13 protein-coding genes are annotated in these 14,166 nt (G+C 72.6%); 7 read left to right on the forward strand and 6 right to left on the reverse strand.

Features of this window, described 5'->3' with window-relative positions:
• Positions 1–153 precede the first annotated feature (153 nt).
• The 5 genes from JQX11_RS29055 to JQX11_RS29075 form a co-directional block, all read right to left on the reverse strand.
• Positions 154–1,185, reverse strand: a complete 1,032-nt coding sequence (locus JQX11_RS29055) for a lactonase family protein (RefSeq protein ID WP_204928108.1) — start codon at positions 1,183–1,185, stop codon at positions 154–156.
• A 109-nt stretch (positions 1,186–1,294) separates the two neighbouring features.
• A complete protein-coding gene (locus JQX11_RS29060; RefSeq protein ID WP_145921422.1) occupies positions 1,295–1,897 on the reverse strand; it encodes a GTP-binding protein in 603 nt (200 codons plus the stop codon).
• Positions 1,878–2,267 carry a DUF742 domain-containing protein gene (locus tag JQX11_RS29065; RefSeq protein WP_204928109.1) on the reverse strand — a complete coding sequence of 130 codons (390 nt, stop codon included), beginning with the start codon at positions 2,265–2,267 and terminating at the stop codon, positions 1,878–1,880. Before JQX11_RS29065 ends, JQX11_RS29060 begins: the two co-directional genes overlap by 20 nt.
• A complete protein-coding gene (locus JQX11_RS29070; RefSeq protein WP_204928110.1) occupies positions 2,257–2,679 on the reverse strand; it encodes a roadblock/LC7 domain-containing protein in 423 nt (140 codons plus the stop codon). The genes JQX11_RS29065 and JQX11_RS29070 overlap by 11 nt, the downstream gene beginning before the upstream one ends.
• Positions 2,679–5,021 (reverse strand): sensor histidine kinase, encoded by a 2,343-nt coding sequence (locus tag JQX11_RS29075; RefSeq protein ID WP_204928111.1) that lies wholly within the window; start codon positions 5,019–5,021, stop codon positions 2,679–2,681. Before JQX11_RS29075 ends, JQX11_RS29070 begins: the two co-directional genes overlap by 1 nt.
• A 433-nt stretch (positions 5,022–5,454) precedes the next feature.
• On the opposite strand from JQX11_RS29075, the gene JQX11_RS29080 reads away from it, so the two are divergent.
• From JQX11_RS29080 to JQX11_RS29100, 5 genes are all read left to right on the forward strand, one after another.
• Positions 5,455–6,048, forward strand: a complete 594-nt coding sequence (locus JQX11_RS29080; RefSeq protein WP_204928112.1) for a hypothetical protein — start codon at positions 5,455–5,457, stop codon at positions 6,046–6,048.
• 13 nt (positions 6,049–6,061) lie between these two features.
• The gene (locus JQX11_RS33655) at positions 6,062–7,162 is read left to right on the forward strand and encodes a hypothetical protein (protein ID WP_204928113.1); all 1,101 of its coding nucleotides are present in this window, start codon (positions 6,062–6,064) and stop codon (positions 7,160–7,162) included.
• Between the two features lie 214 nt (positions 7,163–7,376).
• Positions 7,377–9,035: a sodium:solute symporter family protein gene (locus tag JQX11_RS29090; RefSeq protein WP_204928114.1), complete on the forward strand. Its 1,659-nt coding sequence runs from the start codon at positions 7,377–7,379 to the stop codon at positions 9,033–9,035.
• A gap of 31 nt (positions 9,036–9,066) precedes the next feature.
• A complete protein-coding gene (locus JQX11_RS29095) occupies positions 9,067–9,372 on the forward strand; it encodes a hypothetical protein (RefSeq protein ID WP_145921429.1) in 306 nt (101 codons plus the stop codon).
• Positions 9,373–9,444: 72 nt separating this feature from the next.
• Positions 9,445–9,819 (forward strand): hypothetical protein, encoded by a 375-nt coding sequence (locus JQX11_RS29100; protein ID WP_204928115.1) that lies wholly within the window; start codon positions 9,445–9,447, stop codon positions 9,817–9,819.
• Positions 9,820–9,949: 130 nt separating this feature from the next.
• On the opposite strand, the gene JQX11_RS29105 is transcribed toward JQX11_RS29100, so the two are convergent.
• Complete coding sequence (locus JQX11_RS29105) at positions 9,950–11,752, reverse strand: glycoside hydrolase family 6 protein (protein ID WP_204928116.1); 1,803 nt, start codon at positions 11,750–11,752, stop codon at positions 9,950–9,952.
• Positions 11,753–12,298: 546 nt separating this feature from the next.
• Here JQX11_RS29105 and JQX11_RS29110 point away from each other — a divergent pair.
• A complete protein-coding gene (locus JQX11_RS29110) occupies positions 12,299–13,399 on the forward strand; it encodes a hypothetical protein (RefSeq protein ID WP_204928117.1) in 1,101 nt (366 codons plus the stop codon).
• Positions 13,386–14,123: a class F sortase gene (locus tag JQX11_RS29115; RefSeq protein ID WP_204928118.1), complete on the forward strand. Its 738-nt coding sequence runs from the start codon at positions 13,386–13,388 to the stop codon at positions 14,121–14,123. The genes JQX11_RS29110 and JQX11_RS29115 overlap by 14 nt, the downstream gene beginning before the upstream one ends.
• Positions 14,124–14,166: the final 43 nt, after the last annotated feature.

A 14,166-nucleotide genomic window follows, 5' to 3' on the forward strand; every position in this document is an offset into this window, starting at 1 on the left:
AGACACGCTGACCATCTTGCGTATCTCGTTCGCTTTCTGCCATGACCGTTCGGACGAAAGTTACGCAGGAGAAACAGTTGATCACTATTTCGACACCGTGAGTAACTAAATCGTCTCGTGACGTGGCACCCCTCCACCCCGGACGGACTTACGTCAGGGCAGTACGCAGGTCGGACTCCCGGTGGGCACCGGCTCGCCCACCGGCGACGGCACGCCCGACTCGGGGTCGACCCAAAACACCCGGACCATGTCGGCCCGCTCGTCGGCGACGTACAGGTGCCGGCCGGCGAACGCGAAGTGCCGGGGCCACTCCCCGCCGGTGTCGACCTCGTCGACCAGCCGGGGCAGCTCCCCGTCGAGGGCGAAGACCGCCACCGTGCCGACCCCCCGGTTGCCCAGGTAGAGGAACCGGCCGTCCGGGCCGACCGTGATCTCCGACGGCTGGACGTGACCGGACCGGCCGCTGGCGTCCACCCGGCCGAGCTGATGCAGCGCCCCGTCGACGGTCAGCTCGTAGGCGGTCACCGTCGCGTCCAGCTCACCGGAGAGCCAGCAGCGCCGCCCGTCGGGATGCCGGGCCAGGTGCCGGGGGCCGGTGCCCGCGACCGTGTGCACCCGGGGGGCGCGCGGGGTCAGCCGGCCGGTAGCGGCGTCCAGGTCGTACCGGTAGACCGAGTCGGTGCCCAGGTCGACGGCGAGCAGCGGGCCGGTGCCGGGATCGGGCGACACCATGTGGCAGTGCGCCTGCTCCTGCCGCTGCGGGTCCGGGCCGTGCCCCTGGTGGACCACCAGATCGGTACGGTCCCCGGGCACCCCCTGCCCGTCCAGCGGCAGGACGGCGACGCTGCCCCCGCCGTAGTTGGCGACGAAGAGGTGCCCGCCGTCCGGGGCGACCGCCAGGTGCGCCGGCTCGGCACCACCGGTCGACCGGACCCCCAGCGGGGTCAGCCCGCCGTCGGTACCGACCGCGAAGGCGCTCACCTGCCCCTCGGGCAGCTCGTTGACCGCGTAGAGCACCGGCAGGGACGGGTGCCGGACGAGGAAGGACGGCGCCGGGGTCACCGCGACCGTGCCGAGCGGGGTCAGCCTCCCCGACTCCGGGTCCCGCCGGGCGGCGACGATGCCCTCCCCGCGCCCGCCCGTGTCCGCCGTGTAACCGCCGATGTGGACGATCGTTCCCGTCACCGGACCACCCCTTCGCCGAAATCCCGCCGTCGCTGCCCAGGCTTCCCGCAATCACCCGCCGGCATCCCCGGTTTCCCGGGTTTCCCACCCCGGCGGGGCGCGGGGCCGGTCAGCCTACCGGGACCGGTTCGCCGCGCTGCCGGGCCACGTGCTCGACCAGCGAGATCAGCACCAGCTTGCCGGACTGCCGGTCCCGGGCGTCGCAGAGCATCACCGGCACCTCCGGTTCGATGTCCAACGCCTGTCGCACCGCGTCGACGCCGAACCGGCGGGTGTCCTCGAAACAGTTGACCCCCACCACGAACGGGATGCCGCGCTGCTCGAAGTAGTCGATCGACGGGAAACAGTCGGCCAGCCGGCGGGTGTCGGCCAGCACCACCGCGCCGAGCGCGCCGAAGGCCAGCTCGTCCCAGAGGAACCAGAACCGGTCCTGCCCGGGGGTGCCGAACAGATAGACCTGGAGATCGTCGGTGATGGTGATCCGGCCGAAGTCCATCGCCACGGTGGTGGTCGACTTGCCCTCCACCCCGGACAGGTCGTCGGTGCCGATACCGGCGTCGGTCAGCACCTCCTCGGTCTGCAACGGCCGGACCTCGCTGAGCGCGCTCACCAGCGTCGTCTTGCCGGCGCCGAAGCCACCGGCAATGAGGATCTTGAGAGCCAGCGGCAGCCGGCCCGCTGAGGAGTCGCGATCAGAGCGCACGTAGTCCACTGACCACCGCCTTGAGGATGTCGTCGTCGGGAAGGCCGGCGGCGGCCGGCGGTTCGTGCACGGTGACCAGCCCACGGGCGAGCAGGTCACCGAGGAGTACCTGGACCACCCCGAGGGCGAGATCCAGGTCGGCCGCGAGATCCACCACCGCCACCGGCTGCCGGGCGTACTCCACCAGCCGACGGTGCTCGGGTTGCAGCCCCGGCTGGCCGTACGGGTCGACACCCGCTGCGGCCAGCACGTACGCCACCAGGTCGAAGCCGCCGACGGCGGGCCGCACCCGGCCACCGGTGAGGGTGTACGGGCGCACCACCGGACCGGCCGCGCCGTCCAGCCACTCGTGCTGGTGACCCGGCTGCTCAGCCCGCATCGGCGATCCCCGCCGCCGCCCTGGCCGGCGCGGTCAGGTTCTCGCCGACCCGGACGACCAGCATCGCCATCTCGTAGGCCACCAGGCCGATGTCGGCGTCCGCCGCGCAGGCCACCGCCAGGCAGGCACCCTGCCCGGCGGCGGTGACGAAGAGGTACGCCTCCTCCATCTCCACCACCGTCTGCCGGACGCCACCGGCGGCCAACTGCCGGCTGGCCCCCTTGGCCAGGCTGGAGAAGCCCGAGGCCAGCGCGCAGAGGTGTTCGGCGTCGGACCGCTCCAGCCCGGCGGACGCACCGAGCAGCAGGCCGTCGGCGGAGAGGACCACCGCCTGCTGGGCCGCCGGCACCCGCTCCACCAGTTCGTCGAGCAACCAGCCGAGATCGGCGTTCTGCCGTGTCGTGTGCACCACTAGGCGTCCCTCTCAGTCGCGGTCGAATCGGGCGTCGCCACCGGGCCGGCCGGCGACGGGGATGCCCCGGCGTCGGACCGCCCCGGGTCGCCGCCCGCGGTCGGGGCGGGCCCGGCCGGCGCGACCGGGTGGACGCCGCTGCTGTCCAGCCGCCCCCGGGCGGTGCCGGCCTGCAGGGCCGACATCTGCCGCCGCACCTCCTCGGGAGAGCGGGTGGTGGTCGGGTCGGGGCCGGCCGTCGGGCGCGGGGGTCGGGCCACCGGACCCCGGCGACGGACCCGGCGGGGCAGACCGTCGCCGTCGGCGGCGGCCTCCACGGCCGAGGTACGGGCCGGCGCGAACGGCAGCACCGTCTGGTCCGGCCGTTCCCGGGTGGTCCGGGTGGTCCGCGGTCGGGGCAGGGTGGTCAGCCGGGTCACCGACGCCGCCGGGCGGTCCCGGGTCGGCGGGGCGATCGGCGGCTCCTCGGTGATCAGGTCGGCCGGGAGGCTCACCAGCGCGGTGAGCCCGACCGGCGTCCCGGCCCGCAGGGTGACCCGGACGCCGTGCCGGGCGGCCAGCCGGGAGACCACGAACAGGCCGAGCCGGGCGCTGTCGGCCGGGTCGAACTCGGGCGGGCTGGCCAGCCGCTTGTTGGCGTCCTCGACCGCCTGCGGCGTCATCCCGAGCCCGTGGTCGGTGATCTCGACGAGGTAGCCGTCGACGGCCGGTGCTCCGGCCACCTCGACCCGACGCTCGGGCGGGGAGAAGGCGGTCGCGTTCTCGATCAGCTCGGCGAGCAGGTGGATGACGTCGGCGACGGCCCGGCCGAGCAGCCCGGCCGGCTCGACCCGGCTGATGTCCACCCGGTCGTACGCCTCGACCTCGGAGATCGCGCCACGCAGCACGTCCAGCAGGGCGACCGGCTGCCGCCAACCCCGGCCCGGCGCCGCCCCGGCCAGGATGACCAGGTCCTCGGCGTGCCGACGCAGCCGGGTCGCCAGGTGGTCGACGCGGAACAGCTCGGCCAGCTCGTCCGGGTCCTCGGCGCGGCGCTCCATCCGGTCGAGCACGGCGAGCTGCCGGTGCACCAGGCCCTGGCTGCGCCGGGCGAGGTTGAGGAAGACCTCGTTCAACCCCCGACGCAGCGTCACCTCGTCGATCGCCGAGCGCACCGCCACCCGGGAGACCTCGGTGAACGCCCGGCCGACATCGCCGATCTCGTCGGCACCGTAGGACAGCGGCGGGGCCTCCCGGGCCACGTCGACCTGCTCGCCCCGGCGCAGCCGGGCCACCACGTCGGGCAGCCGGTGCCCGGCCAGTTCCAGCGCCGCGTTGCGCACGGCGGACAACCGGCGGGCCAGCGTCCGCCCGACCCGGAAGGCGACCAGCAGCGACACCCCGATCGCGACGAGGCCCAGCACCCCGGCGACGCCGAGGCGCAGCAGGATCGTGACGGCGACCGGCACGGACCGTTCGGCCAGCCCGTCGGCCTGGCTGAGTTCGAAGTCGCGCAGCTCCTGCTGGACGGCCTCCTGGCTGACCTGCCAGGTACGCGGGTCGATCGGCGGGAGGCCGGACGGCCCCGCGCTGAGCAGCTGCTCCTGCATGGTACGGAGCCGGACGAACACCTCCCCCTCCACCAGCCGCTGGTAGGCGGCCCGGTCGGCGGCCGGCAGGTCGGCCACCGCCGACTCGGCGAGGAACCGTTCGTTGGCGATGGTCTGCACCAGCCGCAGGTGCTCGCCCTCGGTGAACCGGCCGGCGACGAACGCCCCGGCGAGGATCGCGTCGGTCTGGCCGAGCAGTTCGCGGGAGCGGCCGACCGCGGTCAGGGCGAGCGCCTGCCGGTTCAACTCGGCGTCGGGCAGCGCCGCCGTCGCGGCGAACGCCTGGAAGGCCGAGGAGATCATGCCGCTGTACAGGCCGATGGCGCCGGCCCGGTCGACCTGCCGGCGGTCGATGAACCCCCGGCCGGCAGGCAACGCCTCCAGGGCGGCGCCGAGCGCGTCGAGCCGGGCGTCGAGCAGGTCACCGGCGGCGTCCCGCAGCGCGTCGCCGTCCATCCTCCGGCGCAGCTCGACGATCGCCTCGTCGGTGCGTCGCCGCTGGTCGGCGAGGGCGGGCAGGGTGCCGGTGCCGGCCAGTTGGATCACCGAGGCCCGCCGCTCCCGTTGCAGCTCGGCCACCACCCGTTCGCCGGGGCGGCCGAAGTCCGCGAGCAGGGTCCGGGCGGCGAGCAGGTCGAGCGCCGGCCCGAAGGTCAACGTCGTGGCGAAGATCCAGAGCGCCAGGAGGGCGGCCACCGGGGTGACGACCAGGGCGGTCAGCTTGGCGCGGATCGGCCAGTCGCGGGTGTCCATGAGTCCTCGCCCGGGCGGGAGTGTCGGCGGTGGCGCCGGCACCGACCGGGCGGTTCCGGCATCGATGCCGGGCACCGGCACGGCACCTTGGGCAGGATACGTAATCCTGACGCTCAGCACTACCGTGCGTCTTGCGGCGTCACCGCTGCGTCGCCGCCCCACCGCCCGCCGGGCCGTCCCTGGCCGACCGGGATCCGACCAGGCCGTAACCGGGTTGATCAGGCATCGGCTCCGGCCGGCGGGCACCCGCACCGACTCCCCGCCGGCCGGCGGGAACCGATGGAAAAATGTGATCGGATTTCCACCCGATCGGGCCCGGACGCACGCCGTGGCCGCTTCGTCCCGGTCAGGATCGGCATGTGCGGAGGAATTTCGCCGGATCGGGATTGGTGATCAGTGTGGGGAGGGAATACCGCAGGGCGAAGGAGGAGCCATGTCGCCCACGCAGATAGTCCTACTGGTTCTCGCCGTACTGGTGGTGGCGGCGCTGGTCGCCGTGGCCGTGGTGGCCACCCGCCGACGCGCCCTGCGGTCCCGGTTCGGCCCCGAGTACGACCGGGTGGTCGCGGAGCAGGACAGCCGCGGTGCCGCCGAACGGGAACTGCGCGAGCGGGAGCGCCGCCACGCGGAGTTGACGCTCACCCCGCTCAGCCCGACCGACCGGGCCCGGTACGCCGCCGCCTGGGAGGAACTCCAGGTCCGCTTCGTCGACTCGCCGGCCGAGGCCGTCGGTGACGCCGACGAGCTGGTCAGCCGCCTGATCGCCGACCGGGGCTACCCGACCGGGGAGTTCGCCGAGCAGGCCGCGCACCTGTCGGTGGAGCACGCCCGCACCCTGACCCACTACCGGGAGGCGCACGAGATCCGGCTGCGCAACGAGCGTGGCGAGGCCGGCACCGAGGATCTCCGGCAGGCCGTCGTCCACTACCGCACTCTCGTCGCCGACCTGCTCGGCGAGGAGCCGGTCGGGCACCGCCTCCCGGAGCAGCAGCACCCGGACAGCCCGCAGGACGCCACCACCCGCTGAGGAGAACACCGCCATGCGCCAGGACGAGCAGCAGTCGACCACCGACCACCCCGAGGTCGTCAGGTCCACCCCGGTGGCGGTGCCGCCGCCGGACGCGGTGGACGCCGACCCCGTCGGCCGGCACGCCACGGCCCGCGACCACCGGGACCGCGACGGCGTCGACGACCGGGACGCCGTCGACCACGACGACGACGGCACCGACGGTGACGGCTTCGACGACCGGGACGGCTTCGACAACCACGACGGCTACCACGGCCCGCGGAACGACGACGGGTTGCCCCTCACCCGCCCGCGCTCCGGTGAGGACGCCGACCTGGCGACCGACCGGGAGACGCCGGCCGGTAGCGACCCGGACGGGGACCGGCGGCCGGAGTTCCACGAGCCCGCGCCGCTGCCCACCGCCTTCGGGGCGACCAGTGTGGGCGACGCGGTGGCCGCGTCGGCGCTGGCCGGCGGACGACCGCAGGACGAGCGGGACGCCCGGGACGAGGACCTCGCCGTGCCCGGTGACGGGGCGCCGGGGCGGACCGGGCCCTTCGACGACGAGCGGGCCGACCCGACCGCGGCGGACCGCATCCACGACCGGGACCGCTGGTCGGCCGACCGCGCCGCCGACGACGACATCGACACCGGGGACGTCAACGCCACCGGTCCGGACCGGGACACCGACCGGCCGGCACCGGTGACCGACGCCGCCGGCTACGGCAGCGCCACCCCGGCGATGGTCGACCCGGACGCGACGCCCGACGGTGACGGGTCGACGGCGGCCGGCGTCGGCGCGGCCGGTGCCGCCGCTGCGGTGGCCGGTGCCGCCGACCGGTCGACGGGCGCGAACGTGCCCAGCGACGCCGCGACCCTGTTCGAGGCGGACGCCGCGCAGGGCTTCCGGGACCGGTGGCGCGACGTGCAGCTCCGGTTCGTCGACGACCCCCGGGGTGCGGCCGGCGAGGCGCAGTCGCTCGTCGAGGAGGCGATCGCGGCGCTCTCCGAGGCGCTCGCCGCGCAGAAGGAGAAGCTGGGCGGCTGGCAGGGTGCCGACGAGGCCGACACCGAACAGCTCCGGGTGGCCGTCCGGCGGTACCGCGACTTCCTGGACCGCGTGCTGGGCCGCTGAACCTTCACCGAACCGCCGGGCGGACGGCTCCGGCACCGCACCGGACGGCCCAGCGCCGGTGCTCCACCTCCATCGACGCCCCGGCCGGGACACTCCCGGCCGGGGCGTCGACCCTCCGCCCGCCGAATCGACCCGGACGTCCGGCATGAAAGCCCGCAGGAGGGGTAATAGCGCGCCCGGCGAGCGTGGACGGCGCATCGAAGGGTGGCGGACGATGGACGGTGCCGGGCTCAGACTGAACATGAACGTGCTGGACTACGGAATCCTCGCGCTCTACTTCGTCACCGTGCTCGGGGTCGGTTTCGCCGCCCGCCGGGCGATCCGCACCAGCGTCGACTTCTTCCTCTCCGGGCGTTCGCTGCCCGCCTGGGTGACCGGCCTGGCCTTCGTCTCGGCCAACCTGGGCGCCCTGGAGATCATCGGGATGGCCGCCAACGGCGCGCAGTACGGCATCATGACCGTCCACTACTACTGGATCGGCGCCGTCCCGGCGATGATCTTCCTGGGCATCGTGATGATGCCGTTCTACTACGGCTCCCGGGTGCGCAGCGTCCCGGAGTACCTGCGGCTGCGGTTCAACCGCCCGACCCACCTGCTGAACGCGATCAGCTTCGCGATCGCCCAGGTGCTGATCGCCGGGGTCAACCTGTACGCGCTGGCGCTGATCATGCAGGCGCTGCTCGGCTGGCCGCTCTGGCTGGCGATCGTCGTCGGCGCGGCGATCGTGCTGGCCTACATCACCGTCGGCGGGCTCTCCGGCGCGATCTACAACGAGGTGCTCCAGTTCTTCGTCATCATCGCCGGGCTGGTGCCGATCACCGTCATCGGCCTGGTCAAGGTGGGCGGCTGGTCCGGCCTGATGGACTCGGTGCGCGACACGAAGCTGGGCGAGGCCGGGCTGCACGCCTGGGAGGGCACCGGCAGCACCGCGAACCCGCTCGGCGCGCACTGGCTGGGCATCGTGTTCGGGCTCGGTTTCGTGCTCTCCTTCGGCTACTGGACCACCAACTTCGCCGAGGTGCAGCGGGCCCTGTCGGCCAAGAACATGAGCGCCGCCCGGCGTACGCCGATCATCGCCGCGTACCCGAAGCTGGTCATCCCGGTGGTGACCGTGATCCCGGGCCTGATCGCGCTGGTCACCGTCAAGGGGCTGGGGGCCGAGTCCGGTGACCTGGTCTACAACAACGCGATTCCGCTGCTGATGCGCGACCTGCTGCCCAACGGGGTGCTCGGGATCGCGGTCACCGGCCTGGTCGCCTCGTTCATGGCCGGCATGGCGGCCAACGTCAGCGGCTTCAACACCGTCTTCACCTACGACATCTGGCAGGCGTACGTCCGCAAGGAACGGTCCGACGAGTACTACATCCGGATCGGGCGGATCGCCACCGTGGGCGGGGTCGTGGTGGGCATCGGCACCGCGTTCATCGCCGCCGGGTTCAGCAACATCATGAACTACATCCAGGCGCTGTTCTCCCTATTCAACGCCCCGCTGTTCGCCACCTTCATCATCGGCATGTTCTGGAAGCGGATGAGCGCGCTCGCCGGTTTCTGGTCGCTGCTGGCGGGCACCCTGGCCGCGCTGGCGACCTACCTGCTCTACAAGGCCGGCGTGGTGCACTTCAACTCCGACCTGGAGGAGAGCTTCTGGGGCGCGGGCATCGCCTTCGTCACGGTCGCCGTGGTCGCGGCGGTGGTCACCCCGCTGACCCGCCCCAAGCGGGCCGAGGAGTTGCAGGGTCTGGTCTACGGGATGGGTGGGGTCGACCTGAAGGGCGACGTGCTCGCCGGGGACCAGGTCTGGTGGCGGTCGCCGGTGCTGCTCGGTGCGATCGCGCTGGTGCTGGCCGTGCTCTTCTACATCCCGGTCTTCTGAGCCCGGTCCGTCACGAGAGGGAGGCGCAGGCGTGGACCAGCACAGCGAACGCGCGAACGACCCGCAGGTCGCCGAGACCGAGAACGAACGCAAGCGGTCCGCCGCCGCCCGGCTGTTCGACATCCGCCGGGTCATCGGTGGTCTCTTCGTGGTGTACGGGGTGATCGTCGGCCTGGTCGGTCTCTTCGACTCGGCTGCCGAGATCGACAAGGCGCAGGGCGTCCGGATCAACCTCTGGGCCGGGCTGGCGATGCTGGCCTTCGGGCTGTTCATGCTGGCCTGGCAGTGGCTGCGCCCGGTGGTGCCGCCCAGCGCCGAGGAGGCCCGGGAGGTTTGATCCGCCCGGCATGGGGTCGCCCGGAGGGGGTACCCGGGACGCGGGAAGCGTCTGGGACAGGAGGGCGGCACCATGACCGACCGTGACCCGAACCGACCGCTGGAGGAGCGCCCGGAGGTGGCCGCCGCGGTGGACGACGACTCCACCGTGCCGCGGTTCTCCCGGGGCGGCGCCGGTCCCGCCGACCCGGCGTTCGTCGCGCCGGGTGACCAGCCCGGTGGTACGACCGAGGAGCTGATCGGTGACCCGTACGCCGCCGGGACCGGAGCCACCGGTACCGGCACCGGGGCCGGTGGGGACAACATCCGTACCGGGGCGGAGCAGCCCTGGGAACCGGAGGACCTGGTCATGGCGCGCGGGCAGGACCTGACCCCGGAGAACCTGGAGCGGGCCCGGCGTGACCTGGCCGAGATGGGTCGGGCCGCGGTGGAACGTACCGTCCCCTGAGCCCCGGCCGGGCGGACCCGGTCCGTCCGGCGGACACGGGTGGGCCCCCGGCCCGACCTCTCGGTCGGACCGGGGGCCCGGGTGCGCCCGCCGCGTCAGTGCCTCACTCCAGCCGCGGCGGGCTGGTTCGTCAGAGCGCCGGGTAGGCGTTCTTCATGAGCTCCTGGAACTGCGCGGAGAACCAGGCGCCGGAGATCGGAGCGTTGGGCAGCGCGCCGCTCATGCTGTTGCCGTTGCGGGCGTTACCGGTGTAGGTCGGGTCGCACATCCGGTCGAAGCCCTTGCCCTCGTTGTTCGGGATGAGGGAGCTGGAGCCGTCGGACTCACCCGGGGGCTTCACCCAGACGTAGGCGTCGATGCCCGGCTCGGGGTTGGCCTTCGGCCGCTCGCCGAGACCCGCACCGGCCTGGTTGCACCAGTTGCCGGCGTGGAGCCGACGGTCGACACGGCCACCGTTGACGTAGGTGTCGACGCTGGTCGTCGCGCCCGGGCCGGTGGGCCGGGCGGTGCCGCCCCAACCGTTACGGGAGGTGTCGATCAGCATGCCGATGTTGCTGTTGAAGCCGACCGAGACCAGCTTGTCGCGGAACGCCTGGGCGAACGACAGCTCGTCGACGTAGTAGTTCCAGTCGATCCACTTGGACTGGCGGACGGTCTGGCCGTTCACCGAGTCGGTGATCTTGATGTACGGCTCCTTCAGGGCGGAGTAGTTCGCCGTGTTGGTGATGAAGCCGTGCACGTAGTTCACGTTGCTGCCGGAGGCGACGGCGGCGGTCTTCAGGATGTCGGCGGTCGGGCCGAAGTTGGTGTCCCAGCCCAGCCAGCCGTGGTGACCGGCGTCGATGTAGTTGTAGACGTTGCCGATCGGGCCCAGCTTGGACAGGGCGTAGCCGACGCCGTTGACGTACGCGCCGTTGGCCTTCACCACGTCACACTGCACCGTGCCACCGGCGTTGCCGGAGGTGTTGGTGACCAGGTTCGGCAGCGAGTCGATCTCGATGATGTTGATGATCCGCAGGCTGGCGTACTTGGCGTCCCGCTGGATCGCGGCGATCGGGTCGATGTACTCCGCCTTGTACCGCGGCAGCTCGTCGGCGGCCAGCTCACCGTTGGAGGCGAGCGCGGAGCAGTCCCGGCCGGGCAGGTTGTAGATCACGAACTGGATGTAGCCGGCGCCCTGGGCGAGCGCGGCGTCCAGGTGGTCCTTGACGCCCATCGCGCCGTTGGAGCTGCTGTCGGTGGTGCCGTTGATCGCGGCGATCCGGTCCAGCCACACGGCGGTCGGGTTGTTGGAGACCCGGCTGCCACCGGCCTCGGCGTCCGCCTTGGCCTTCCACTCCGGGTTCACGTAGCCCTTGACCCCGGCGTAGGGGTTGTCCACCTTCTGCCCCGGCGGGGGCGTGGTGGGCGGAGGCGTGGTGGGCGGCGGGGTGGTGGGCGGAGGCGTGGTGGGCGGCGGGGTGGTCGGCGGAGGCGTGGTGGGCGGCGGGGTGGTGGGCGTGGTGCCACCGTTGCAGACCACACCGTTCAGGGTGAACGAGGTCGGCTTGGGGTTGCTGCCGCTCCACGAGCCGTTGAAGCCGAGGGTGGTGCTGCCGCCGCGACCCAGCGAGCCGTTGTAGGACTCGTTGGTGGCGGTCACGTTCTGGCCGCTCTGGGACCACTTGGCCGACCAGCCCTGGGTCACCCGCTGGCTGCTGTTGGGGAAGGTGAAGCCGAGGGTCCAGTTGCTGATCGGGTCACCCACGTTGCGGATGGTGACGTTCGCGGTGAAGCCACCGGACCAGTCGTTGGTGGTGTAGTCGATGCTGCACTGGGTGGCGGCCTGCGCCGCGGTGACCGGGAGGGTCACCAGCCCGCCCGCGACCAGCACGCTCGCCCCGGTGAGGGCGAACGCCCGGCGTCGGGCGGACAGACTTCTCCACAGATTCATGCCTTTTGCACTCCTTGGGCGAGACCGGCACCACGAGGGGACCGGCAAGTGGCGCGTGAGCGTCCTGGGGTACGGACGAGCCCGGCGCCAACGGGACATCTCGGGGGGTGCCCGACCCGGAGGACGGGCGTGGTGGTGGTGAGCTTCACCGGCCCGCACGGACCGGTCGGCGGCGATGTCGTCCGGTGCACCGGTTGCCCTCGACCTCTGCCGTGCGCGGTGTGGCTCCCCGAACCGCGTGCAGCGATTCTTGCATGGGAGCGCTTCCATGGCAATGGCTCGATACTTCGCGGCAACCTGGCCGCAACGCCCGGACCGGCATCCGGGCCGCTACGAGCCTATCTCCGCCCAGCCCGGCCGGCAGCGCCCCGACCGCGCAGCCGGGTGGTAACACCGACACAAGCGGCCCAGGGGGCGTAAGGCGCGCATCATCGGTAAAGCCGAAAACACGAATCTTTCCCCGAATAAGTCATGAAACCGTCTAACGTCGGTCATAGCTCGACTGTCGTCGGGCTCAGGACAACAGGGGATGGAGTGACGCAGGTCATGGCTAACAAGATGCTCGGGAAGGTTGTCGCGGGTGCCGCTCTCGGTGGCGCGTCCCTTCTGGTGTTCACGCCGGGGATCGCGTTCGCGGACGGTCACCACGACGGCGAGAGCCGGGACGGCAAGGTCATCGCCAAGCCGCATGTCGTCAAGCCCGGCGACAAGGTCAAGCTCATCGAGATCTGCCCGGAGGCGCAGGAACACGCCTTCGTCTGGTCCAAGGTCACCGGCAAGGTCAAACTCAAGCCCGCCGAGGGCCGCGGCGAGGAACACGGCGGCTGGAAGGACGACGAGGGCAGGGGCGAGGACCACGGCAAGGGCGAAGAGGGCAAGGGCGACGAGCACGGCAAGCCCGAGGAGGGCAAGGGCGAGGACCACGGCAAGGGTCCCGACGACAACGGCCCCAAGCCGCAGCCCCCGGCCGAGGGTGGACAGCCCCCGGCGGACGGCGGTCAGCCCCCGGCGGGCGGCCAGGGCGGTGGCTTCATGGCCGCCGACCAGGGCCCGGACCACGGCGGCAAGCCCGACGAGGGCAAGGGCGACGAGCACGGCAAGCCTGACGAGGGCAAGGGCGAGGAACACGGCAAGCCCGAGGAAGGCAAGGGCGAGGAACACGGCAAGCCCGAGGAAGGCAAGGGCGACGAGCACGGCAAGCCCGACGAAGGCAAGGGCGAGGAACACGGCAAGCCCGGCGAGGAGTCCGGCGAGCACGGCAAGCCCGGCTGGGACGAGGAGTCCGACGAGGGCGACTGGCAGGGCCACGAGGGCTACGGCCAGGACGACGAGTCCGGCTACGGCCACGACGAGGAGTCCGGTTACGGCAAGGACGAGGGCGGCTGGGAGCACAAGAAGGACTTCGTCTACTACGGCGAGGCCGAGGTGTCCCGGGACGCCCGTCCGGGCCGGTACGAGCTGAACGGCTCGTGCGGCGAGGGCGAACTGGTCGTCCTGCCGAAGGGCCACGTCGACGGCGGTGACGGTGGGATGACCACCACCGGTGCCGACCGGGGCATGGTCGCCGGCGGGGCCGGCATGATCGGCGCGGCCGCCCTCGGCGGCATCGTGCTGATGCGCCGGCGTCGGGCCGATGAGCTCGGCTGACCCGACGGCGACACGGGCCGGCGGCCGTCACGGGAGACCGTGGCGCGCCGCCGGCGCGGCCGTCGTCGTCCTCCTCGCCATGGCCGGCTCCGGCATGATCGGCGCCTCCATCCGGACCACGCCCCCGCCCCGTCCGCCGCAGCCGGCGGCCCAGGCCGCGCCGCAGACCGCCCCCACGGACACCCCGGCCGGGGACACCGGGCCGGTCGACGACCCGGACGCGCAGGTCCCCGCCGACGCGAGCGTGCCGCCGGGCCCCGACCCGCTGCCCCGCTCCGCCCCCACCTCGATCGTGATCCCCAGGATCGGGGTCAACGCGGGGATCATGCCGCTGGGCACCAACCCGGACGGCACGGTCCAGGTGCCCCCGCTGGACCAGGCCCAACAGGCCGGCTGGTACGAGCCGGGCGTCAGCCCCGGCGAGACCGGCAACGCGGTGATCGTCGGGCACGTCGACTCGGCGCAGCTCGGGCCGGCGGTCTTCTTCCAGCTCGGCTCGCTCCTGCCGGGCGACACCGTCGCGGTGGCGCGGGCCGACGGCAGCACCGCCACGTTCACCGTCGACGAGGTGCGATCCTACCCGAAGACGCAGTTCCCCACCGACCTGGTGTACGGCCCGAACGACCGTCCCGGACTGCGGGTGGTGACCTGCGGCGGCCAGTTCGACCAGGCCGCCGGCAGCTACCAGGACAACGTGATCGTCTTCGCCACGCTGACGTCCTGAGCCGGTCCGGTCACCGCACGACCGCGCCCGTGGCGGAAGTCCC

The sequence above is a fragment of the Micromonospora humida genome, from assembly GCF_016901255.1.
In the GTDB taxonomy this organism is placed as follows: Bacteria; Actinomycetota; Actinomycetes; order Mycobacteriales; family Micromonosporaceae; genus Micromonospora; species Micromonospora wenchangensis.

What these genes read in the sequence shown, in the direction of transcription:
- JQX11_RS29080 (WP_204928112.1), top strand. Translation starts at nt 5,455, where the DNA reads ATGTCGCCCACGCAGATAGTCCTACTGGTTCTCGCCGTACTGGTGGTG.
- JQX11_RS29075 (WP_204928111.1), bottom strand. Translation starts at nt 5,021, where the DNA reads ATGGACACCCGCGACTGGCCGATCCGCGCCAAGCTGACCGCCCTGGTC.
- JQX11_RS29115 (WP_204928118.1), top strand. Translation starts at nt 13,386, where the DNA reads ATGAGCTCGGCTGACCCGACGGCGACACGGGCCGGCGGCCGTCACGGG.
- JQX11_RS29105 (WP_204928116.1), bottom strand. Translation starts at nt 11,752, where the DNA reads ATGAATCTGTGGAGAAGTCTGTCCGCCCGACGCCGGGCGTTCGCCCTC.
- JQX11_RS33655 (WP_204928113.1), top strand. Translation starts at nt 6,062, where the DNA reads ATGCGCCAGGACGAGCAGCAGTCGACCACCGACCACCCCGAGGTCGTC.
- JQX11_RS29110 (WP_204928117.1), top strand. Translation starts at nt 12,299, where the DNA reads ATGGCTAACAAGATGCTCGGGAAGGTTGTCGCGGGTGCCGCTCTCGGT.
- JQX11_RS29100 (WP_204928115.1), top strand. Translation starts at nt 9,445, where the DNA reads ATGACCGACCGTGACCCGAACCGACCGCTGGAGGAGCGCCCGGAGGTG.
- JQX11_RS29065 (WP_204928109.1), bottom strand. Translation starts at nt 2,267, where the DNA reads ATGCGGGCTGAGCAGCCGGGTCACCAGCACGAGTGGCTGGACGGCGCG.
- JQX11_RS29090 (WP_204928114.1), top strand. Translation starts at nt 7,377, where the DNA reads ATGGACGGTGCCGGGCTCAGACTGAACATGAACGTGCTGGACTACGGA.